The sequence below is a fragment of the Moraxella sp. CTOTU47579 genome, from assembly GCF_032004885.1.
GTDB lineage: Bacteria > Pseudomonadota > Gammaproteobacteria > Pseudomonadales > Moraxellaceae > Faucicola > Faucicola tetraodonis.
The window spans coordinates 44,242-65,869 of record NZ_DALZOJ010000007.1 but is presented as its reverse complement, the minus strand read 5'-3'; the positions used below and the strand labels follow the sequence as shown (position 1 = coordinate 65,869).

Here is a 21,628-nt window from a genome sequence, read left to right as displayed (position 1 = left end):
TGTCTGTTTTAGGACAAATGAATGAACCCTGTTTCTCTATTGGTCAAAAAGTGTTAGCGTTAGTTTTCGCTTTAAATGGCAAGCCTGATAAGTTAGGTTTTACAAAGGCGTGGGCAATTTAAAATGGTAAATCGTCCAAAACCGTAAACGTTTATCTCAAAATCGCAACTACTGAGTTCATTTACCTAGGCGCATAATACGCTAATCGTTACCAGCAGTTTTGTGGTTGTAAGGCACAAAACCCACCATTTATCTGTTATCTCTATACATCACTAATCTTTACAAACTATTTGAACATGTTTTCAAATGACAATTATCTTCGTTACTCGTATGTCGTGTGCTGATATTGATTAAAATCAGTCTTAAAATCTATAAATATTGGCAGTCTAGTGCGCCCTATCGTAAGTCATACCGCCATGAATAAATTTCGGCTGTATGGGCGACAGCAAAAGCGACAGTTTAATTATCCCGCATACACTCCATTGTGATGAAGCTTAACAGGGTTTAAGTCGAATTGATGGCGCGAATTCATAGCGGCATAGGCACTAAACTGCTAAACTATAGCAAATTTTTATGTAAACGGCTATCAAAATATGACAGAGCACTCGCAGTCTCACAAACGTCCTGCCCATCCTAACAAAAAACGCGACACCCCATCGCGGCAATCGGCTCATCAAACCCCAAAACGCACGCCTAGCAAACAACCGCAGTCTGCAGATGACGATATTTTAGATTTTGCTAAAGTCAATTACTTGACCGTCACGCGCCAGCAGCATGACCAACGTGTTGATAATTTTTTGTTGGGTCGTCTTAAAGGACTGCCGCGCTCACACGTCTATAACATGATTCGTTCTGACGAAATCCGTGTCAATGGCAAACGCTGTAAACCCCACGACAAACTGCAGCGTAATGACGTGGTGCGCATTGCACCCATCAAGCTTGCCACGCGTGAAAAACCCGTGATTAGCCCTGACTTTGCCCAGAGTTTGCTTGAGCGCATTGTGTATGAAGATGAGGGTTTAATCGTACTCAACAAGCCATCGGGTATGGCAGTGCATGGCGGCAGTGGCGAGAGTTTTGGCGTGATTGAAGCCATACGAGAAGCAACGGGTAAAAAATACCTTGAGTTGGTACACCGCATTGACAAAGATACCTCTGGCTTACTGATGATTGCCAAAAAACGCTCAACCCTTAAAACTTTACAAGAGCATTTGCGAGAAAAAACCTTGCAAAAAACCTATCTGTGTTTGGTGGTAGGTTGGATAAGTAGCGACGCACAAACCATTGATAAACCGCTACTAAAATACACGTTGCCTGCCACACAAGAAGGCAAAAGCGGTGAACGCCGTGTCAAAGTGGATGTAAAATCCGAAGATAGCAAGCCAAGCCAAACCCAAATTAACGTGTTGCAAAAATTCGAGTTAAATGGTCAAAAAGTCAGCTTAATTGAAGCCAAACCGCTCACAGGGCGTACCCACCAAATTCGGGTGCATTTGGCGAGTATCGGGCATCCGTTATTGGGTGATGATAAATATAATTTGCAAGATAAATCGGGTGTTCGACGTTTGTGTCTGCATGCCTATCAACTTGAAATTCCAGAATATGAAACAATTACAGCCGAATTGCCAGTCGATATGCAAAATTTGATAGAGAATCAACATGATTAACATGAAAAACAAATCGCTAATCATTTTCGATTGGGATGGCACGCTGATGGATTCGGTTGGCTTAATCGTCGCTGCCATGCGCTATGCCGCTGAAAAGCACGGTTTAACCGTCACCGATGACGCGACAAAATCCATTATCGGCATTGCACTCGTAGATGCGTTTCCGATGCTTTTCCCCAATGACAGTGATAAATATGATGAACTTTTAGCGACTTACTCAGAATATTACGTTAAACATTGCGACAATGACAAACTGTTTGAAGGTATTAAAGAATTGATTCAAGATTTACACGCACAAGGTAAAACCTTAGCGATTGCCACAGGGAAAAAACGAAAAGGTCTGCAGCGCGTACTACCCAATTCTGGCATTCAAGCGTTTTTTACAGTCACCAAAACCGCTGACGAAACCGCAGGCAAGCCAAATCCCTTAATGCTTGAGCAAATTTTGGTAGAAACAGGCACAAGAATTGAAGACGCTGTTTTTATCGGTGATAGTATTCATGACATTCGTATGGCAAATGCAATACAGATGGATAGCATTGCTGTAAGTTATGGCTGTGAAAAAGCTGACGTTTTGGCAAAAGAACATCCAACCAGGCTTGTTGCAACAATCAATGAACTAAAACAACAGCTAATTTAGTTTAGCTTTGTGCAGATAACTAACTTCGAGTAGAATAACGGCAACTAAAAATTTTAAAAAGCTGTTAATAATGACCGAAGAACTACTCATCAACATCAGTCCATCTGAGAGCCGAGTCGCCGTGCTCGAAGATGGGATACTCAACGAAATCTTTATCGAACGCCATAGCAAACTTGGCTCAGTGGGCAATATCTACCTTGGCACAGTGGTGCGCGTACTGCCAGGCATGCAGGCGGCGTTTATCGACATTGGGCAATCGCGTACCGCGTTTTTGCACGTCAATGATATGCAGACCCTGCGTCCTAAGCTCTCAGCCATTGAACCGCCCAAACCGCAAAATCCCGCAATTGACAACACCTTAGACCCTGACACCACCACGCTGGCGATGACCACAACCACCTATCAGCCACCGCCTAACGAGTTGATAGAAAACCGCTTGTATGAAGGACAGCGTATCTTGGTGCAAGTGATTAAAGACCAATTAGGCAGTAAAGGCGCACGACTGACGACGGATGTGTCATTGCCTTCGCGTTATTTGGTGTACTTGCCGTATGGTGAACATATCGGGATTTCACAGCGGATTGATGGCGATGAGCGAGAACGGTTAAAAACTCAGCTTGGCGAGCTGATGCACCAAGTCAATCTGCAAGGCGGATTGATTGCCCGTACCGCTGCCGAAAATATCCCGCAATCCAAACTTGAAGAAGATATTTATTATCTACTGCAGCTTTGGCGGATGGTACAAGCCCGCCGTGAACAAACGCCGACTCATCGCCGTTTTGAGCTGATTTATCAAGATTTATCACTACCTTTGCGCGCGATTCGAGATTTGATTGGTGAGCAGACTGAAAGGGTGACGGTCGATAACGCTAGAGTGTTTGATGCTATTCGTCATTTTGCCAAAGAATTTGTCCCACTGATTTATCCACGTATTCAATTGTATGAAGGCGAGCAGGCGTTATTTGATGTTCACCGCGTTGAAGAGGATTTAAAAGACGCGCTCAATCGCCGTGTTAATCTCAAATCAGGCGGTTATCTTATCATCGACCAAACCGAAGCCATGACCACCATTGATGTCAATACAGGCTCATTTGTCGGAGGGCGTTCTCTTGAAGATACGGTGTATAAAACCAATTTAGAGGCCACCCATGCCATCGCCCGTCAGCTGCGACTGCGTAATTTGGGTGGGATTATCATTCTTGACTTTATCGATATGCAAGAGCAACAACACCGCGATGAAGTGCTAGCAAGCCTGCAAGAACAGCTCAAACGTGACTATGCCAAAACCAACATTAGCGAAGTCTCAGCGCTTGGGCTGATAGAGATGACTCGCAAACGCACGCGAGAGAGCCTACAACAACAGCTTTGTGAGCCGTGTCCAACCTGTGGCGGTAAAGGCTTTGTCAAAAGCGCCGAAACCGTGTGTCTGGAGATTTTTCGCGAATTGATGCGCTGCGCCAGAACCTATAATGCCCCCAAGAAATTTACTGTGGTCGCAAATAGCGGGGTGATTGATTTGCTTGAAACCATTGAAGCGGATACGGTGGCAGAGATGGAATATTTGCTGGGTCGTCCGATTAACTTGGAGAGTGATAACCGTTTTAATCAAGAACAATATGATATTTTGCTAGATTAGCCTATTGCTTTTACCCAAAAAATCGGTATAATACAGCCCACTTAACTTATTGCAGGGCGACGAAGATGATTCGTCAATTCATAAAAGAATAAGCCCTTTAATACAGTCGCTCCATTGATTGCGACACGAAATTAAAGAATACAGTTTCACCGACTATTAATCATGCTATCTATGTATTGCAAGTTAATAGTTTGAGTGGGACTGAAATTTTTTTATTTTCAAAAAGTGCCTGTTAAAAACAGGTAAAAAATGCAAGTTAGGTGTTTACTCAATAACAGCTTAACACCCAACGCAAATTAACCCATATCAAACTTTATATTAGGAGCTTACTGGCATGGCTAACCAGAAAATCCGTATCAGACTTAAATCTTTTGACCATCGTCTGATTGACCAATCAGCTCAAGAGATTGTTGATACCGCAAAACGCACAGGTGCACAAGTTCGTGGTCCAGTACCGCTACCAACTCGCATTGAACGCTTTAACATCTTAACCTCACCACACGTGAACAAAGATGCCCGTGACCAATACGAAATCCGCACATTCAAACGTATGGTAGATATCGTTCAGCCTACTGACAAAACAGTCGATGCACTGATGAAGTTGGATTTGGCGGCGGGTGTTGATGTACAAATCGCATTAGGCTAACCCCTTAGGGTAACACCTATATTGAATAACAGTAAAAATTAAGAGGTTAACAACATGGCGATCGGTTTAGTCGGAAAAAAATGCGGCATGACTCGTATCTTCACAGAAGCAGGTGTTTCAATTCCTGTAACTGTTGTTGAAGTTACTGCCAACCGTATCTCTCAAATCAAAACACAAGACACAGACGGCTACCAAGCTATCCAAGTAACAACTGGTGAACGTCGTGATTCTCGTGTTAATGCAGCTCAAAAAGGTCACTTTGCAAAAGCTGGCGTTGCTGCAGGTCGTGGCACTTGGGAATTTCGCGTCGAAGACAGCGAACTTGAAGGCCGCGAAGCAGGTAGTGAAATCGCTGCTGACTTGTTCCAAGTAGGTCAAATCGTTGACGTAATTGGTACCAGCAAAGGTAAAGGTTTCCAAGGTGGTATCAAACGCCACAACTTCCGTTCACAAGATTGGACACATGGTAACTCAGTATCTCACCGCGTTGTGGGTTCTACAGGTCAAAACCAAACTCCAGGTCGTGTATTTAAAGGCAAAAAAATGCCAGGTCAAATGGGTAACAAACGTGTGACCGTACAAGGCTTAGAAGTGATTTCAGTTGATGCTGAAAAAGGTATCCTAGTTATCAAGGGTGCAATTCCTGGTGCCAACGGTGGCGACGTTATCGTACGTCCATCAGTTAAAGCTTAATCAAGGGGATTAACGTGAATCTAAATACAGTAACAGGTTCGGCGGTTGAGCTATCAGACGTAGCATTTGGTCGTGAATTCAACGAAGCACTTGTACACCAAGTAGTTACCGCTTATTTAGCGGGTGGTCGTCAAGGTAGCCGTGCTCAAAAAACGCGTGGTGAAGTATCTGGCGGTGGTAAAAAACCATGGCGTCAAAAAGGTACTGGCCGTGCACGTGCAGGTTCCATCCGTAGCCCAATTTGGGTCGGTGGTGGTCGCGCATTTGCAGCCAAACCACAAGATTGGTCACAAAAAGTGAACCGTAAAATGTACCGTGGTGCCATGCAATGCATTCTTGCTGAATTGATTCGTCAAGACCGTTTAGTATTGGTTGATGACATCAGCATCTCAGCACCAAAAACTAAAGAGCTTATCGCTAAACTTAAAGACTTAAATGCCCCTAAAGCATTAATCGTTACCAATGAAGTTGACGAAAATCTTTACTTAGCTGCTCGCAATATTCCATACGTCAGCGTACTAGGTAGCACTGAAGTTGATCCAGTTAGCCTAATTGCGTTTGACAAAGTCATCATGTCTGTCGCAGCCGCCAAAGAAATTGAGGGAGTGTTAGCATGAATAACGCAAGACTATATCAGGTACTAAAAGCACCTGTATTTTCAGAAAAATCTCAAATCTTGGGCGATACTTTAGGTGTGCAAGTGTTCAAAGTTGACACCAACGCGACAAAAAAAGAGATTAAAAAAGCCGTAGAATTAATGTTTGAAGGTGTTGAAGTAGTTAAAGTTAACACTTTGAATGTTAAAGGTAAGACAAAGCGATTTGGTCGCACGGTAGGTCGTCGTCAAGACTTCAAAAAAGCCTATGTGACCTTAAAAGCTGGTCAAGATGTTCAAGTAGCCGACGTAGCAGAACAACCTGCTGCTGACAACGAATAAGGATTACACAATGCCTATCGTAAAAGCCAAACCGACATCACCAGGTCGCCGATTTGTCGAGAAAGTGGTGCATCCACACCTTCATAAAGGTCGTCCTTATGCAGCATTAGTAGAGTCAAAAGGCAAAACTGGTGGTCGTAACAACAACGGTCGCATCACTACCCGTCATATCGGTGGTGGTCATAAACAGCATTACCGTGTTGTTGACTTCAAACGTAACAAAGACAACATCCCTGCTGTTGTAGAGCGTATTGAGTACGATCCAAACCGTACTGCACACATCGCACTACTTAAATATGCAGACGGTGAGCGTCGTTACATCATCGCACCAAAAAAATTGCAACAAGGCGATACCGTTATTTCTGGTGAAACTGCACCAATTCGCCCAGGTAACTGCTTACCACTACGTAGCATTCCAGTGGGTACAGTGATTCACAATATCGAACTTAAAATCGGTAAAGGTGCACAGATCGCTCGTTCAGCAGGTGCTGCGGTTCAATTATTGGGTCGTGATGGTATCTATGCAATCGTTCGTTTACGTTCAGGGGAAACTCGTCGTATCCACGTAAATTGTCGTGCGGTTATCGGTGAAGTATCAAACACTGAAAATAACCTTAAATCATTGGGTAAAGCAGGTGCCAACCGCTGGCGTGGCGTTCGTCCTACCGTTCGTGGTACTGCAATGAACCCAGTTGACCATCCACACGGTGGTGGTGAAGGTCGTAACTTCGGTAAACACCCAACCAGCCCATGGGGTCAAAAGGCTAAAGGCCTTAAAACACGTTCTAACAAACGTACTGACCACATGATTATCCGCCGTCGTCGCGTCAATAAGAAATAAGGAATAATTTCATGCCTCGTTCATTGAAAAAAGGTCCATTCATCGATGCGCACTTGTTTGCCAAAGTTGAGAATGCGTTAGAAACTAACTCACGCAAACCAATCAAAACTTGGTCACGTCGCTCAATGATTTTGCCACAAATGGTCGGCTTAACTATTTCTGTTCATAACGGTCGTACACACGTACCTGTTATCGTAAACGAGCAAATGGTTGGTCATAAACTTGGTGAATTCGCCCCAACCCGTACATATCGTGGTCACGGCGTTGACAAGAAATCTAAGAAATAAGGTGCTCATCATGGAAGTAACTGCAAAATTACGCGGTGCCGCCATTTCGGCACAAAAAGTACGCTTAGTTGCTGACGAAGTTCGCGGCAAATCAATCGAGCGTGCATTAGATATCTTAACCTTTAGCAACAAAAAAGCCGCTAAATTGGTTAAAAAATGCTTAGAATCTGCGATTGCTAACGCTGAGCATAACAATGGTTTAGACATCGATACATTGCGTGTTTCTACCATTTATGTGGATGAAGGTATTACGTTAAAACGTGTTTTACCACGTGCCAAAGGTCGTGCTGACCGTATTAGCAAACGTACTTGCCACATCACAGTTAAGGTAGGAGCATAATATGGGACAGAAAGTTCATCCAATCGGCATCCGTCTTGGCGTAATCCGTAAATCAAACGCTAACTGGTATGCAGATCCAAAAAAATACTCTGAATACTTAATCAACGACTTACAAGTTCGTAAATATTTAGAGAAAAAGCTTAAAGCAGCGATGATTAGCGGTATTAGCATCGAACGTCCTACGGGCGCAGCTAAAATCACTATCGCCACTGCACGTCCTGGTATCATCATTGGTAAAAAAGGCGAAGATATTGAAAGCCTACAAAAAGAACTTACCAAATTAATGGGTGTGCCAGCACAAGTTAGCATTGAAGAAATCACCCAACCAGACTTAGACGCACGTCTAGTGGCTGACGGTATTGCTTCACAACTTGAACGTCGTGTCATGTTCCGCCGTGCTATGAAACGTGCTGTTCAAAACAGTATGAAAGCTGGCGCACAAGGTATCAAAGTTGAGCTATCAGGTCGTCTTGGCGGCGCTGAGATTGCTCGCTCAGAGTGGTATCGTGAAGGTCGTGTACCTTTGCATACATTACGTGCAGACATTGACTACTCAAATGTACGCGCAGAAACCACTTACGGTACTATCGGTGTAAAAGTTTGGATTTTCCGTGGTGAAGTGCTTGACGGCATGAACCGTGTATATAATCCAGTCAAAGAAGAAAAGCAAGCACGTGCACCTCAAAAACGTCGTGCTCGTAATGATCGTAGCGACCGCCCACGTAGTGAGCGCCCAGCTAAAGACAGAGGTTAATCGATATGTTACAACCAAAACGTACCAAGTTTCGTAAAGTACAAAAAGGACGTAATACGGGGTTAGCTCACCGTGGTAGTAGCGTATCTTTTGGTACAATCGGACTTAAATCAGTAGAACGTGGTCGCATGACTGCACGTCAAATCGAAGCTGCTCGTCGTACAATTTCACGTCGTATCAAGCGCGGTGGTAAAATTTGGATTCGTGTATTCCCAGACAAACCAATTACCGAAAAACCACTAGAAGTTCGTATGGGTAAAGGTAAAGGTCCAGTAGAATACTGGGTATGCGAAATCAAACCAGGCAAAATGCTTTATGAAATCGAAGGGGTTTCTGACGAGCTAGCAACTGAAGCGTTCACGCTTGCAGCTGCCAAGTTGCCTTTCAAAACCACCATTGTTAAACGGACGATAATGTAATGAAGATCAGTGAACTTAAAGACAAATCAGTCGAAGAGCTGACCCAATTACTAGACGAAAAACAGTTAGAAACATTTCGTCTTCGTATGGCAAAAGCCACTGGTCAGTTAGGCAACACCCATGAGATTAAAGCAAATCGTCGTACGATTGCTCAAATCAAGACTCTTATCTCTGAAAAACAGAACACCGAAAACCAAGGGGCTTAATCATGAGTGAGCAAAATACCAACCAAGTTAACGCTTCTGAACAAAGTACAGTCACTGGTAAAGTTGTCAGTGACAAAATGGATAAAACCATTACTGTACTTGTTGAGCGTCGTATTCGTCATGCCAAGTATGGCAAAATGATTCGTCGTTCTACCAAACTACATGCTCATGATGAAAACAATGAGTGTGGCGTTGGTGATACAGTTCGTATCAAATCAACACGTCCACTATCAAAAACCAAATCTTGGGTGTTAGTAGACGTTGTAGAAAAAGCAGTTAATATTTAATTTAACTTAAATAGATAGTTATAATTGCAAAGCAAGTCAGTAACTGCTACAATACGCCACCTTAAAAATGGCTTATTGTGGCAAAGACTTGTTTTGCCAATTTATGGAGTAACGCGATGATTCAGACTGAAACAATGCTGGAAGTTGCAGACAACAGTGGTGCAAAACGAGTTATGTGCATTAAAGTGCTAGGTGGCTCACATCGTCGTTATGCATCAGTAGGCGACATCATTAAAGTGACTGTGAAAGAAGCAATTCCACGCGGTCGTGTCAAGAAAGGTGATGTAATGAACGCGGTAGTCGTACGCACGAAGTTTGGTGTACGCCGTCCTGACGGTTCAGTACTACGTTTTGATGATAATGCAGCTGTGTTGTTGAACAACAATAAAGCACCAATTGCAACACGTATTTTTGGACCAGTAACCCGCGAACTACGTGGCGAACAATTTATGAAAATTGTTTCATTAGCCCCAGAAGTATTGTGAGGAAAACATGGCAAAATTACGTAAAGGCGACCAAGTGATTGTAATTGCTGGCAAAGATAAAGGCAAGCAAGGTACAGTACTAGCAGTAAAAGAAGACCGTGTAAAAGTTGAAGGCATCAACATCGTTAAAAAACACCAAAAGCCAAACCAACAGACTGGCGTTGAAGGTGGTATTATCGAGAAAGAAGCATTTTTACACATTTCAAATGTTGCAATTTATAATGCAGCAACCCAAAAGGCAGATCGTATTTCTTACCAATTGAATGACGAAGGCAAAAAACAACGCGTTTATCGTTCATCTGGTGAAGTTGTGGCGACTGCATAACTATCTAAGGGTATCAGTAATGGCAAGACTTAAAACACAATATAACGAACAGCTTAAGCAAAAAATTCAGCAAGAGCTTGGTTTAGCCAACGTTATGGAAATCCCTAAAATCACCAAAATCACCCTAAACATGGGTGTGGGTGATGCAGCGCAAGACAAAAAAGTTCTTGAGGGCGCATTAGCGGATATGACGGCAATTGCCGGTCAAAAACCTGTAGTAACCAAAGCTCGCAAATCAGTTGCAGGCTTTAAAATCCGTGAAGAATGGCCAATCGGCTGTAAAGTAACGTTACGTGGCGAACAGATGTACGAATTTTTAGATCGTTTAATCTCAATCGCTATTCCACGTATTCGTGACTTCCGCGGGTTTACAGATAAAGCATTTGATGGCCGTGGTAACTATTCACTAGGTATCAAAGAGCAAATCGTTTTCCCTGAAGTTGACTTTGACAAAATCGACCGTATTCGTGGTTTAGATATTACCATTACGACTACCGCAAAAACTGATGATCAAGGTCGTGCATTGCTTAAAGCATTCGGCTTCCCATTCAAGGGCTAACAGCAAGGATAAGGCAATATGGCAAAGAAAAGTATGATTAATCGCGAATTTAAACGCGAAGCGACTGTTGCTAAATATGCTGAGAAGCGTGCAAAGCTTAAGGCAATTATCAGCGACATTAACGCAACTGATGAAGAACGTATGGACGCCATGCTGGCATTACAAGCACTGCCACGTGACGCTTCACCAGTACGTTTACGTAACCGTTGTGCATTGACAGGTCGTCCACATGGGTATTTCCGTAAATTTGGTCTTTCACGTAACATGATTCGTGAAAAAGTAATGCAAGGTGATGTACCTGGCGTTCATAAAGCAAGCTGGTAAGGGGAAACAATATGAGTATGCAAGATACCGTTGCTGATATGTTGACTCGTATCCGTAATGCACAAATGGCTCAAAAAGCGTCTGTGACTATGCCAAACTCAAAACTACGTAAATCAATTGCTGATTTGCTAGTGAAAGAAGGTTATGTTGCAACCGCAGAAACTCAAGAAGTTGGTACAGGTAAAACTGAATTAACTATCGAGTTAAAATATTTTGAAGGTAAACCAGTTATTGAAACGATTAAACGTTATAGTCGTCCAGGTTTACGTCAATACCGTGGTAAAGATGCACTACCAAGTGTCCAAAAAGGTCTAGGTGTAGCAATCATCTCTACCAGTAAAGGCATCATGAGCGACCGTGAAGCTCGTGCAGCTGGATTAGGCGGCGAAGTTATTGCGTTCGTAGCTTAATCAACATTAAGAGGGACAGGCATAGTTTGTTGTGCCTGTTCGTTTTTTTATCACTTTTATAGGAATTACCCGTATGTCTCGTGTGGCTAAAGCCCCTGTAGCACTACCAAATGGTACAAGTGTTACTTTGAACGGTCAGCAGGTTGAAGTTAAAGGTAGCAAAGGTACGCTAACTTTACGCCTGCATGATTTGGTCGAGCTAAAACAGGAAGATAATCAAATTATTCTTTCACCAAAATCTGACACCAAAGACGGTTGGATGCACACTGGTACAGTTCGTGCATTATTAAGCAACATGGTTAAAGGTGTTACTGAAGGCTTCGAACGTCGTCTACAATTGATTGGTGTTGGTTATAAAGCCGCTGTTGCTGGCAATAAAGTTAACCTAAACTTAGGTTACTCACACCCAATCGAATATGTACTACCTGAAGGTGTTACTGCTGAAACTCCAACTGCGACTGAAATCGTGTTAAAATCTAGCGACAAACAAAAGCTAGGTCAAGCAGCAGCAAACATTCGTGGCTATCGCCCACCTGAGCCTTACAAAGGTAAAGGCGTTCGTTATAGCGATGAGTATGTCGCTCGTAAAGAAGCTAAGAAAAAATAAGGTGAAATGACATGTTTGATAAAAAAGCTGCTCGCCTTCGCAGAGCGAAAAAAACCCGTGCACATATCCGTGGTTTAGGCGTAAATCGTCTATCTGTTAATCGTACTAACACCCACATCTATGCACAAGTTATCTCACCAACGGGTGGTGAAGTATTAGCCCAAGCTTCAACGTTAGATACTACTTTACGTGCTGGTCAAACTAGCAACATCGAAGCTGCAACTGCCGTTGGTAAATTAATTGCAGAACGCGCTAAAGCTGCCGGTATTACTAAAGTTGCGTTTGATCGTAGCGGTTTTAAATATCATGGTCGTGTTAAAGCATTAGCTGAAGCCGCTCGTGAAAATGGATTGGAGTTCTAATCATGGCAAAAGTTGAACAAACAGACGGTTTAGTAGAGCGCTTAGTCACAGTTGGCCGTGTATCTAAAGTTGTAAAAGGTGGTCGTATCTTTTCTTTCACCGCACTCACAGTGGTAGGTGATGGTAATGGTCGTGTTGGTTTTGGTCGTGGTAAAGCGCGTGAAGTGCCTGCAGCGATTCAAAAAGCACTAGAAGCTGCCAAACGTAATATGATTACCGTTGATTTAGCAGGTACAACCCTTCAACATCCTATTACTGCTAGCCACGGTGCAAGCCGCGTGTATATGCAACCAGCCTCTGAAGGTACCGGTGTTATCGCGGGTGGTGCAATGCGTGCAGTATTAGAAGTTGCAGGCGTAGAAAACGTATTAGCAAAATGCTATGGTTCAACCAATGCCGCTAACGTTGTACGTGCAACTTTCAACGGGTTAAAAGAAATGTCTTCTCCTGAAAAAGTTGCGGCAAAACGCGGCAAATCAGTTGAAGAAATCTTGGGCTAAGCTAAGGTGAGCTAACATGAAAAAAATGAAAGTTACTCAAGTAAAATCGAGTGCCCATCGCCTAGCAAGCCATAAAGCTTGTTTGAAAGGTTTAGGGTTACGTCGTATTGGACATACTGTCGAAGTTGAAGATACCCCTTCGACCCGTGGTATGGTAAACCGCGTTAACTACTTAGTTAAAGTGGAGGAAGTATAATGGGTCTACGTTTAAATGAATTGAGCCCAGCTGAAGGTTCAAGAAAAAATAAACTTCGCCGTGGTCGTGGTATCGGTTCTGGTATCGGTAAAACCGGTGGTCGTGGTGTCAAAGGTCAAACCTCACGTACAGGTTCTGGTATTCGCTCAGGTTTTGAAGGCGGTCAGATGCCTTTATACCGTCGTTTGCCAAAATTTGGTTTCACCAGTAAACTTGCAATGGTAACGGCAGAAGTGCGTTTATCAGAATTAAATCAAGTTGATGGTGACGTGGTAAGCGTTGAGTCTTTAAAAGCAGCGAATATTATTCGCCACGATATGCAACGTGTTCGTATCATCCTTTCAGGTGACGTAACCAAAGCATATACTTTTAAAGGTGTTAAAGTGACTAAAGGTGCTAAAGCGGCTATTGAAGCAGCTGGTGGTACTGTTGAGGAGTAATCCTACATGACTAAGCATTCAACATCGATGAATCCTCTAGCATTTATTCGTAAGTACGATGAATTATTTAATCGTTTACTGTTTTTGTTGGGTGCTTTAGTCGTCTATCGTTTCGGTTCACACGTACCTATTCCTGGCATGGATCCAGAAAGCTTATCGAAATTTTTTCAAACCAATGAAAATACTATTTTAGGTTTGTTTAATATGTTTTCTGGTGGGGCATTAGAGCGGATGTCAGTCATGGCACTCGGGATTATGCCTTATATTTCTGCTTCAATCATTGTCCAGATGATGACGGCGGTTATACCATCGTTGGATGCATTAAAAAAAGAAGGCCAAGCCGGTCAACGCCAAATCAACAAGTATACACGCCAATTAACCCTTGCATTAGCCTTGATTCAATCAATTGGTATGTGCACAGGGTTGATTAGTCAGAATCTTACATTGACAAGTGGTCTTGGTTTTTATATTCCTGCGGTAACTTCGTTGGTTGCAGGGTCAATGTTTTTGATGTGGTTAGGTGAACAGATTACTGAACGTGGTATTGGTAATGGTATTTCAATGCTAATTTTAGCGGGTATCATAGCGACTTTTCCACAAGTGGTCACGCAGTCAATTAACTCTGTGCAACAAGGTCAAATGAACATGATTGCCTTGTTGATATTTAGTTTATTGGCGTTAGCAGTGGTGGCAGGGATTGTTTTTATTGAGCGTGCACAGCGCCGTATACCAGTTAACTATGCCCAAAAGCAATCGCAAGAACGAAAAATATATGCACAGCAGCAATCGCATTTGCCATTAAAAATTAATATGGCAGGGGTTATTCCAGCGATTTTTGCCAGTTCATTGTTGTTATTCCCAGCGAGTTTGGGACAATGGGTAGGTCAATCTCCCAATCCTAATATTTTTCAAAGCTTCTTGCAGAATATGGCATTAGTGTTATCACCGGGTCAGCCATTGTATTTGGTAATTTTTGCAGCCCTGATTATTTTCTTTTGTTATTTTTATACCGCGTTGGTATTTAGTCCAAAAGAAGTATCAGAGAATTTGAAACGAAGTGGGGCGTATATTCCAGGCATTCGTCCAGGTTTACAAACTCAACGTTATTTAGATCATGTATTAAATCGCTTAACCTTTATTGGTGCGATTTATATGACAATTATTTGTTTGATGCCGATGATATTGCAATCTGCGTTTGGTATTCCGTTTCATCTAGGTGGTACCTCAGTACTGATTAGTGTGGTCGTGATTATGGACTTTATTGCCCAAGTTAAAGCGCACTTAATGACGCACCAGTACCGTGATTATTCGCTCATTCAAACCATGGAAGTCAAGCATTCATAACTACTACTAGGAGCTGAAAATGAAAGTTCAAGCATCTGTAAAAAGAATCTGCGGTAGCTGCAAAATTGTACGCCGCAAAGGCGTTGTTCGCGTTATTTGTAGTGCAGAACCGCGTCATAAACAACGTCAAGGTTAATCTAAATTGTTAGATTGGACTTGAAATCAGGTGGCGGATACTGTATTATCCGCTACTTGTCGTTATTTTGTCACATTTGTAGATAACCAAATGTGTCAAAATTCTACATCAGTAGATGATTAACTCATCTTTTCCTTATAATTGGAGAAATGTCAATGGCTCGTATTGCCGGTGTAAACATTCCGGACAACAAGCACGCTATCATTTCACTCACTTATATTTTTGGTATTGGTCGTACCACTGCTGCTAAAATTTTAGAAGCGGTAAACATTGCACCAACTACTAAAATCAGTGAACTAAATGATACTCAGCTTGATGCTGTCCGTACCCAAGTTGCAGAATATGCGACTGAAGGTGACTTGCGTCGTGAAATCTCGATGAATATTAAACGTTTAGTAGACTTAGGTTGCTATCGTGGCTTGCGTCATCGTCGCGGTTTACCAGTAAATGGTCAACGCACAAAAACAAATGCGCGTACTCGTAAGGGTCCACGTAAAGCAATCAGAAAATAATTAACTTAGGAAGCTAAAAGATGGCAAAAGACACTCGTAGTCGCAAAAAAGTGACTCGCCGCTCGGTAGCTGAGGGCGTAGCGCACATCCATGCGTCTTTTAATAACACCATTGTAACGATTACCGATCGTCAAGGTAACGCTTTGGCTTGGGCCACCGCTGGTGGACAAGGCTTCCGTGGTTCACGTAAATCTACACCATTTGCTGCACAGGTTGCGGCTGAAGTTGCTGGTAAAGCAGCACAAGAATATGGTGTCAAGAATGTTGATGTCTTGGTTAAAGGTCCAGGACCTGGTCGTGAGTCTGCGGTAAGAGCCTTAGGTGCATTGGGTTATAAAATAAACAGCATTAGCGATATAACCCCGATTCCTCATAACGGAACTCGTCCACCGAAAAAACGTCGCGTATAAGGAGACTTTCATGGCCCGTTATCTAGGTCCAAAATTAAAACTTTCTCGTCGTGAAGGTACTGATTTACAATTAAAATCAGGCGTAAAAGCGTACGAAGAAAAAACCAAAAAAGCTGACCGTGCCCCTGGTCAACATGGTAATCCACGTAGCAAAACGTCAGAGTATTCTGCACAGCTTCGTGAAAAACAAAAAGTAAAACGCATTTATGGTGTGTTAGAGCGTCAATTCTCAAATTACTATAAAGAAGCTGCGCGTATGAAAGGCGCAACTGGCGAAAACTTGCTTCAAATGTTAGAACGTCGCCTCGATAACGTTGTTTATCGTATGGGTTTTGGTGCAACTCGCGCAGAAGCTCGCCAATTAGTTAGCCACCGTGCTATTCTAGTAAAAAAAGCGGGTCGTGATGAGTTTGTTCGTGTGAACATTCCTTCAATCCAATTGCAAGATGGTGATGTGATTGCTGTACACGAAAAAGCCAAAGAACAATTACGTATTAAAAACGCAATTGAATTGGCAGGTCAACGTGGTACACCTGTGTGGTTGGAAGTTGATCACAGCAAATTGCAAGGTACTTTTAAACAAGCGCCAGAGCGTGCTGATTTACCAACCGAAATCAACGAAAGCTTAATCGTTGAGTTGTACTCTAAATAATTAATTTTACTATAAAGTCGAGGTGACAAATGATGCTAAATGCTACTGAGTTTCTTACACCGAATGCCATTCATGTGGATACGGTCAATGAAACACACGCCAAAGTCACGCTCGAACCGTTGGAACGAGGTTTTGGGCATACATTAGGTAATGCCCTACGTCGTATTCTATTATCTTCATTGCCTGGTGCAGCTGTAATCGAAGCTGAAATCGAAGGCGTTGATCATGAGTATTCAACCCTTGAAGGGTTGCAAGAAGATGTGTTAGATCTATTATTAAATTTAAAAGGTTTAGCGATCCAATTGCATGATCAAAATGAAGTATTCTTGACCCTTGACAAACAAGGTCCTGGCACTGTACTAGCATCAGATATTGAGTTACCTCACAATGTAGAGATTATCAATCCTGATTTAGTTTTAGGTACTTTAAGTGATCGTGGTCATTTAAAAATGCGTTTACGTGTAGCAGTAGGTCGTGGTTATGAGCCTGCCAATGTACGTAAAGATTCTGGTGATAACAAAGTTATTGGTCGTTTAAAATTGGACGCTAGCTATAGCCCAATTTTACGCGTGGCATACCAAGTTGAAAATGCCCGTGTCGAACAGCGCACTGACTTAGACCGTTTGGTTATCGAACTTGAAACCAATGGCACCATCGATCCAGAAGAAGCGATTCGCAAAGCAGCAACGATTTTGCAGCAGCAAATTGCCGTATTTGTTGACCTTGAAGCGGAAGCTACCCCAGAACCTGTTAAGGAAAAAGAAGAAGTTGACCCTGTGCTACTTCGCCCAGTGGATGACTTGGAATTAACGGTTCGCTCAGCAAATTGCTTGAAGGCGGAAAATATCTATTACATTGGCGATTTGGTACAACGCACCGAAACTGAGTTGTTAAAAACCCCAAATCTCGGTAAGAAATCATTAACTGAAATCAAAGACGTCCTTGCTTCTAAAGACTTAGAGCTTGGTATGCGCCTTGAAAATTGGCCACCTGCTGATTTACGTGTTGATGACCGCTTCTCTTACCGTAGCCGTTAAAATTTAAAGGAAGTTTGACCATGCGACATCGTAACAGTGGAGTTAAGTTGGGTCGTACCAGCAGCCATCGTAAGGCCATGTTCCAAAATATGACCAACTCACTATTTGAACATGAACTCATCAAAACTACTCTTCCTAAAGCTAAAGAGCTTCGCCGTGTGGCAGAGCCACTAATTACTTTGGCAAAAGAAGATTCAGTTGCTAACCGTCGTCTAGCGTTTAACCGCTTACGTAATAAAGCGACTGTAGGTAAATTATTCACGACACTAGGCCCACGCTACAAAGCGCGTCCAGGTGGTTATTTACGTATCATCAAATGTGGTTATCGCGATGGCGATGCTGCACCGATGGCATACGTTGAATTAGTAGACCGTGACTAATCATACTGATTAAAAAAACCCCATAGGTTCGCGCTTATGGGGTTTTTTGTTTATAGTGATAAATCCTCAATTAACCTTTGGAAAAATGATGCAATTGAGTTTTGATGTGCTAGTGATGTTAACGTTGGTCGCAGGGATTGCGGGATTTTTAGATGCCATGGCAGGGGGTGGCGGCTTATTGACCATTCCTGCCCTGTTAATGGCAAATGTTCCTACGCTTTATACCTTGGGCACCAACAAGCTGCAAGCAACGGCAGGTTCGCTCTCTGCCTCTATTACCATGATACGCAAAGGCAAAATTCACCCCAAGCAAATTTGGCGTTCGATTATCGCCTGTTTTGTGGGAGCCGTGCTAGGCGCCATGGCTGTACAACTTTCTCCGCCAGTGTTATTAGCCAAAGGCATTCCTTTTTTAATCGCGCTTATTGGTATTTATTATCTGTTTGCACCCGCTATTGGTGAGGTCAAATCTGCACCACGAATCAGCAAAAAAAAATGGCAATATGGGATGTCACCCTTGATTGGCTTTTATGATGGCTATTTGGGCCCTGGTACAGGGATGTTTTTTGCACTAGGCGGTATCACCATGCGGGGCCTGGATATGATTACCGCGACTGCCAATGCCAAGTTACTCAACTTTACCAGCAATGCAGCATCGTTGATGTTTTTTATATTGGGTGGAAAAGTGCTTTGGTCAGTGGGGCTTGCTATGATGGTGGGGCAATTTATCGGTGCTTCATTGGGCGCGCAGATGGTGGTCAAAGGCGGTACCAAGTTTATTCGACCAGTGATTGTGGTGATGTGTTTTGCGATGCTAATTAAATATGTGTTTTTTTCTTAATAATTTTTATTTATGATAGCGGTAGCATTATTCATACTTTGAGTATCGAGAATATGACAACTGAAATGATTTTAAGTATCTTTCTTGGGATTGGCTTAGCGGCAAGTAGCGGGTTTCGTGTGTTTGTACCGCTGTTTGCGCTCAGTTGTGCTGCGTATTTTCATATCATTCCCCTTAATGATAGCTGGCAGTGGGTGGCATCTACGCCTGCGTTAATTATTTTGGGTGTAGCCAGTATTGCAGAGTCGATCAGTTATTTAATCCCGTTGGTTGATCATCTGTTAGATACGGTTGCTGTACCGCTCGCAGGGATTGCAGGAACATTGGTCATGGCTTCGACATTGACCGATATGAGTCCTGCCATGACTTGGGCGCTAGCGATCATTGCTGGCGGCGGCGCCGCGGCTACGATAAAAGGTACAGCTGCCACCACGCGCGTGGCTTCGACTGCCACGACGGGCGGTTTGGCAAATCCCGCTGTTTCAGTGGCAGAGACTGGGACAGCGATAGGGCTGTCGGCTTTGTCGATTTTTTCACCCATGTTTGCGATGATTGCGTTAATCATTGGTTTACTGATGATGATTTGGGTGGTAATAATGGTTAAAAACCGCGTCAAACGCTAAGGCATCTTGCCTGTTTCTTGTAAAGAAAGCGTGCCATCTTGACCCACGATAATATGGTCAATCAAAGTCATATCGACAAGCTGACACGCTTTTGCCAAACTGCGAGTAATTTCCAGATCTGCCTGTGACGCTGTGGCAGAGGTGCTTGGATGATTATGGGCAATAATAAGCTGACTTGCCCCGTATTTTAACGCACAGCGCAACACTTCCCGCACACACACCGAGCACGATGAAATACCACCTGTGAATAATACCTCATACTGGATTAAGGTGAGTTGATTGGTCAAAAACAGCACCGCAAACACTTCGCGATTGAGCGGTCGCAGCTGCGTAGTCAGATAGTCTTTGACTAACTGACTGGCGTTAAGGGTAGGGGCTTGTTTGACTTGGCTGGCAAGGTAGCGTTTGCCCATTTCAAGGCTTGCCAAAATCTGCGCGTATTTTGCCATGCCGATACCATGACACGCCATAACTGCTTCACTAGGGGCAGATAGTAACTGAGCCAGACTGCCAAATTTTTCAATCAAGCCACGAGCCAGTTCGATGGCGGATTGGTCTTTGGTACCTGTGCGTAAGAATATTGCCAAAATCTCGCTATCGGATAGACTCTCAGCGCCTTTTTGCAGTAGCTTCTCTCGGGGGCGCTCGTCTTGGTGCCAGTCTTTGATTGCCATAGGCATTTCCTAATAAATGATGATTAATCATACCTAAAATGGCAGAAAATTGTTACTATAGGCGAAATTTTTTAGTGCTATTATCTTATGAAAAACATCCTTCTTGGTATCACAGGCGGTATTGCTGCCTACAAATCTGCCTCGTTTGCCCGACTATTGATTAAAAATGGCTATGACGTCCGTGTTATTATGACGGCAAGCGCGCAAGCCTTTATTACACCGTTAACGCTGCAGGCCTTGACGGGCAACCAAGTGCATATCGACTTGTTGGATGAGAGTGCTGAGCTAGGAATGGGGCATATTGAACTGGCAAAATGGGCGGATTTACTGATTATCGCACCTGCTACCGCAAATACGATTGCTAAACTGGCCATGGGAATAGCGGATGATTTACTCACTACCGTTTGCCTTGCCACCACGGCACCGATTTTGGTGGCACCTGCTATGAATCAGCAAATGTGGCAACATCCATCGGTCAAACTTAATTTGCAGACGTTAACCGATTATGATTATGAAATCATCCAACCAGCCAGCGGTGAACAAGCCTGTGGTGATATCGGTGAGGGAAGATTGCCAGAGCCAGAGCAGTTGCTTGAATACGTGCAATATTTCATCGCTAGACAAATCACACCACAAGTATTGGCGGGTAAAAATGTGACAATCACCGCAGGTCCAACGATTGAAGCCATAGACCCTGTGCGCTATCTATCCAATCATTCCACGGGCAAAATGGGATTTGCGCTGGCAAAAGCGTGCCGTAATGCAGGCGCGAGGGTAACCTTGATCGTTGGGGGTAAAGTGCCCATACCAACGCCACTACTGGTCAATCGTATCGATGTGTTATCGGCTGAAGAAATGCTAATGACCGCTCGCCAATGCGCTAGTGACGATATATGTGAATGCCATGACGATCACGACCATGACCACCATCATCATGACCATGATCATCACTACCATCATGACCATGATGAATTTGGCAATGATATTGAGGTCGAACCTGTCAGCAAAGCGACCGATATTTTTATTGCCACGGCTGCGGTTGCCGATTATCGCACGCGTGATGTCGTGCCGCAAAAGATTAAAAAAACGCAAGATCAGATGGCACTGGATTTGGTGAAAAACCCTGATATTTTGGCGACCATTGCCAAAGAATTCCCTGAGGTTTTTGTGGTAGGATTTGCGGCAGAAACCCAAGATATCGAAAAATACGCCCGTGGCAAGCTTGACGCCAAAAACTTAGATATGATTGCCTGTAATGATGTATCCCGCACCGATATCGGTTTTGGCAGTGATGACAATGCCATGACGGTGTTTTTTAAGGGCAAAGATGCCGCAGTCAGTCTCGAAAAAGCCAGCAAGGATATCATTGCCAATCAGCTGGTCAGCTTAATCGGTAAGCAATTAGCGGGTAAGTTTACCTTGGTAAGATAGTCGCTGATGGCGATTTTTTCCGTTCAG

The 21,628-nt window shown here is 43.3% G+C and carries 35 protein-coding genes; 34 read left to right on the top strand and 1 reads right to left on the bottom strand.

Translation table 11 applies throughout. The annotated features are described in order from the left end of the window. Positions 1–593: 593 nt before the first annotated feature. From RTP55_RS06835 to RTP55_RS06675, 33 genes are all read left to right on the top strand, one after another. Positions 594–1,667 carry an RluA family pseudouridine synthase gene (locus tag RTP55_RS06835; protein WP_409418424.1) on the top strand — a complete coding sequence of 358 codons (1,074 nt, stop codon included), beginning with the start codon at positions 594–596 and terminating at the stop codon, positions 1,665–1,667. Beyond that, entirely contained in the window at positions 1,660–2,307 is a 648-nt protein-coding gene (locus RTP55_RS06830; protein ID WP_219331654.1) for an HAD family hydrolase, read from the top strand. Before RTP55_RS06835 ends, RTP55_RS06830 begins: the two co-directional genes overlap by 8 nt. 70 nt (positions 2,308–2,377) lie before the next feature. After that, complete coding sequence (locus RTP55_RS06825; protein ID WP_138018550.1) at positions 2,378–3,943, top strand: Rne/Rng family ribonuclease; 1,566 nt, start codon at positions 2,378–2,380, stop codon at positions 3,941–3,943. Between the two features lie 334 nt (positions 3,944–4,277). Continuing rightward, positions 4,278–4,589, top strand: a complete 312-nt coding sequence (gene rpsJ, locus RTP55_RS06820; RefSeq protein WP_007115544.1) for a 30S ribosomal protein S10 — start codon at positions 4,278–4,280, stop codon at positions 4,587–4,589. A 54-nt stretch (positions 4,590–4,643) separates the two neighbouring features. Beyond that, positions 4,644–5,282 carry a 50S ribosomal protein L3 gene (gene rplC, locus RTP55_RS06815; RefSeq protein WP_007115545.1) on the top strand — a complete coding sequence of 213 codons (639 nt, stop codon included), beginning with the start codon at positions 4,644–4,646 and terminating at the stop codon, positions 5,280–5,282. A gap of 14 nt (positions 5,283–5,296) precedes the next feature. Further along, on the top strand, positions 5,297–5,899 hold the full coding sequence (gene rplD, locus RTP55_RS06810; RefSeq protein ID WP_007115546.1) for a 50S ribosomal protein L4: 603 nt from the start codon (positions 5,297–5,299) through the stop codon (positions 5,897–5,899). Further along, on the top strand, positions 5,896–6,219 hold the full coding sequence (gene rplW / locus RTP55_RS06805) for a 50S ribosomal protein L23 (protein ID WP_007115547.1): 324 nt from the start codon (positions 5,896–5,898) through the stop codon (positions 6,217–6,219). Before rplD ends, rplW begins: the two co-directional genes overlap by 4 nt. A gap of 10 nt (positions 6,220–6,229) precedes the next feature. After that, positions 6,230–7,060 (top strand): 50S ribosomal protein L2, encoded by an 831-nt coding sequence (gene rplB / locus RTP55_RS06800; RefSeq protein WP_007115548.1) that lies wholly within the window; start codon positions 6,230–6,232, stop codon positions 7,058–7,060. Positions 7,061–7,071: 11 nt separating this feature from the next. Beyond that, positions 7,072–7,347, top strand: a complete 276-nt coding sequence (gene rpsS, locus RTP55_RS06795; RefSeq protein ID WP_007115549.1) for a 30S ribosomal protein S19 — start codon at positions 7,072–7,074, stop codon at positions 7,345–7,347. A gap of 10 nt (positions 7,348–7,357) precedes the next feature. Continuing rightward, positions 7,358–7,687 (top strand): 50S ribosomal protein L22, encoded by a 330-nt coding sequence (gene rplV / locus RTP55_RS06790; RefSeq protein WP_007115550.1) that lies wholly within the window; start codon positions 7,358–7,360, stop codon positions 7,685–7,687. Position 7,688: 1 nt separating this feature from the next. Then, positions 7,689–8,441, top strand: a complete 753-nt coding sequence (gene rpsC, locus RTP55_RS06785) for a 30S ribosomal protein S3 (protein ID WP_007115551.1) — start codon at positions 7,689–7,691, stop codon at positions 8,439–8,441. Between the two features lie 5 nt (positions 8,442–8,446). Then, positions 8,447–8,860 (top strand): 50S ribosomal protein L16, encoded by a 414-nt coding sequence (gene rplP / locus RTP55_RS06780; protein ID WP_007115552.1) that lies wholly within the window; start codon positions 8,447–8,449, stop codon positions 8,858–8,860. Beyond that, on the top strand, positions 8,860–9,066 hold the full coding sequence (gene rpmC, locus RTP55_RS06775; RefSeq protein WP_007115553.1) for a 50S ribosomal protein L29: 207 nt from the start codon (positions 8,860–8,862) through the stop codon (positions 9,064–9,066). The genes rplP and rpmC overlap by 1 nt, the downstream gene beginning before the upstream one ends. 2 nt (positions 9,067–9,068) lie before the next feature. Beyond that, the gene (gene rpsQ, locus RTP55_RS06770) at positions 9,069–9,353 is read left to right on the top strand and encodes a 30S ribosomal protein S17 (RefSeq protein WP_095355845.1); all 285 of its coding nucleotides are present in this window, start codon (positions 9,069–9,071) and stop codon (positions 9,351–9,353) included. A 116-nt stretch (positions 9,354–9,469) separates the two neighbouring features. Then, a complete protein-coding gene (gene rplN / locus RTP55_RS06765) occupies positions 9,470–9,838 on the top strand; it encodes a 50S ribosomal protein L14 (protein WP_007115555.1) in 369 nt (122 codons plus the stop codon). Between the two features lie 7 nt (positions 9,839–9,845). Beyond that, positions 9,846–10,163 carry a 50S ribosomal protein L24 gene (gene rplX / locus RTP55_RS06760; protein ID WP_036593426.1) on the top strand — a complete coding sequence of 106 codons (318 nt, stop codon included), beginning with the start codon at positions 9,846–9,848 and terminating at the stop codon, positions 10,161–10,163. A gap of 19 nt (positions 10,164–10,182) precedes the next feature. Further along, positions 10,183–10,722 (top strand): 50S ribosomal protein L5, encoded by a 540-nt coding sequence (gene rplE / locus RTP55_RS06755; RefSeq protein WP_007115557.1) that lies wholly within the window; start codon positions 10,183–10,185, stop codon positions 10,720–10,722. Positions 10,723–10,740: 18 nt separating this feature from the next. Beyond that, entirely contained in the window at positions 10,741–11,046 is a 306-nt protein-coding gene (gene rpsN / locus RTP55_RS06750; protein ID WP_007115558.1) for a 30S ribosomal protein S14, read from the top strand. A gap of 11 nt (positions 11,047–11,057) precedes the next feature. After that, positions 11,058–11,456, top strand: coding sequence for a 30S ribosomal protein S8 (gene rpsH / locus RTP55_RS06745; RefSeq protein ID WP_065253364.1), 399 nt, complete (start codon positions 11,058–11,060; stop codon positions 11,454–11,456). A gap of 73 nt (positions 11,457–11,529) precedes the next feature. Continuing rightward, positions 11,530–12,063 carry a 50S ribosomal protein L6 gene (gene rplF, locus RTP55_RS06740; RefSeq protein ID WP_007115560.1) on the top strand — a complete coding sequence of 178 codons (534 nt, stop codon included), beginning with the start codon at positions 11,530–11,532 and terminating at the stop codon, positions 12,061–12,063. Between the two features lie 11 nt (positions 12,064–12,074). Next, positions 12,075–12,425 carry a 50S ribosomal protein L18 gene (gene rplR / locus RTP55_RS06735; RefSeq protein WP_007115561.1) on the top strand — a complete coding sequence of 117 codons (351 nt, stop codon included), beginning with the start codon at positions 12,075–12,077 and terminating at the stop codon, positions 12,423–12,425. Between the two features lie 2 nt (positions 12,426–12,427). Then, the gene (gene rpsE, locus RTP55_RS06730; RefSeq protein ID WP_007115562.1) at positions 12,428–12,925 is read left to right on the top strand and encodes a 30S ribosomal protein S5; all 498 of its coding nucleotides are present in this window, start codon (positions 12,428–12,430) and stop codon (positions 12,923–12,925) included. Between the two features lie 16 nt (positions 12,926–12,941). Then, complete coding sequence (gene rpmD / locus RTP55_RS06725) at positions 12,942–13,121, top strand: 50S ribosomal protein L30 (RefSeq protein WP_007115563.1); 180 nt, start codon at positions 12,942–12,944, stop codon at positions 13,119–13,121. Beyond that, the gene (rplO, locus tag RTP55_RS06720) at positions 13,121–13,561 is read left to right on the top strand and encodes a 50S ribosomal protein L15 (protein WP_007115564.1); all 441 of its coding nucleotides are present in this window, start codon (positions 13,121–13,123) and stop codon (positions 13,559–13,561) included. The genes rpmD and rplO overlap by 1 nt, the downstream gene beginning before the upstream one ends. Positions 13,562–13,567: 6 nt before the next feature. Continuing rightward, positions 13,568–14,905: a preprotein translocase subunit SecY gene (gene secY / locus RTP55_RS06715; protein WP_312385107.1), complete on the top strand. Its 1,338-nt coding sequence runs from the start codon at positions 13,568–13,570 to the stop codon at positions 14,903–14,905. 19 nt (positions 14,906–14,924) lie between these two features. Beyond that, positions 14,925–15,041 carry a 50S ribosomal protein L36 gene (gene rpmJ / locus RTP55_RS06710; RefSeq protein ID WP_040403280.1) on the top strand — a complete coding sequence of 39 codons (117 nt, stop codon included), beginning with the start codon at positions 14,925–14,927 and terminating at the stop codon, positions 15,039–15,041. A gap of 155 nt (positions 15,042–15,196) precedes the next feature. Further along, positions 15,197–15,553, top strand: a complete 357-nt coding sequence (gene rpsM, locus RTP55_RS06705) for a 30S ribosomal protein S13 (RefSeq protein WP_007115566.1) — start codon at positions 15,197–15,199, stop codon at positions 15,551–15,553. A 20-nt stretch (positions 15,554–15,573) separates the two neighbouring features. Beyond that, entirely contained in the window at positions 15,574–15,963 is a 390-nt protein-coding gene (gene rpsK, locus RTP55_RS06700) for a 30S ribosomal protein S11 (protein WP_007115567.1), read from the top strand. 10 nt (positions 15,964–15,973) lie between these two features. Then, on the top strand, positions 15,974–16,615 hold the full coding sequence (gene rpsD / locus RTP55_RS06695; protein ID WP_007115568.1) for a 30S ribosomal protein S4: 642 nt from the start codon (positions 15,974–15,976) through the stop codon (positions 16,613–16,615). Positions 16,616–16,644: 29 nt separating this feature from the next. Continuing rightward, a complete protein-coding gene (locus tag RTP55_RS06690) occupies positions 16,645–17,652 on the top strand; it encodes a DNA-directed RNA polymerase subunit alpha (protein ID WP_007115569.1) in 1,008 nt (335 codons plus the stop codon). 20 nt (positions 17,653–17,672) lie between these two features. Then, positions 17,673–18,032 carry a 50S ribosomal protein L17 gene (rplQ, locus tag RTP55_RS06685; protein WP_036593417.1) on the top strand — a complete coding sequence of 120 codons (360 nt, stop codon included), beginning with the start codon at positions 17,673–17,675 and terminating at the stop codon, positions 18,030–18,032. Positions 18,033–18,120: 88 nt separating this feature from the next. Then, complete coding sequence (locus RTP55_RS06680) at positions 18,121–18,873, top strand: TSUP family transporter (RefSeq protein WP_159771674.1); 753 nt, start codon at positions 18,121–18,123, stop codon at positions 18,871–18,873. Positions 18,874–18,926: 53 nt separating this feature from the next. Beyond that, positions 18,927–19,496, top strand: a complete 570-nt coding sequence (locus RTP55_RS06675; protein WP_007115572.1) for a DUF4126 domain-containing protein — start codon at positions 18,927–18,929, stop codon at positions 19,494–19,496. Here RTP55_RS06675 and radC read toward each other — a convergent pair. Next, positions 19,493–20,170 carry a RadC family protein gene (gene radC / locus RTP55_RS06670; RefSeq protein ID WP_065253360.1) on the bottom strand — a complete coding sequence of 226 codons (678 nt, stop codon included), beginning with the start codon at positions 20,168–20,170 and terminating at the stop codon, positions 19,493–19,495. The two genes, RTP55_RS06675 and radC, sit on opposite strands and share 4 nt — an antisense overlap. Positions 20,171–20,257: 87 nt before the next feature. On the opposite strand from radC, the gene coaBC reads away from it, so the two are divergent. Continuing rightward, positions 20,258–21,601 carry a bifunctional phosphopantothenoylcysteine decarboxylase/phosphopantothenate--cysteine ligase CoaBC gene (coaBC, locus tag RTP55_RS06665; protein WP_219331646.1) on the top strand — a complete coding sequence of 448 codons (1,344 nt, stop codon included), beginning with the start codon at positions 20,258–20,260 and terminating at the stop codon, positions 21,599–21,601. Positions 21,602–21,628: the final 27 nt, after the last annotated feature.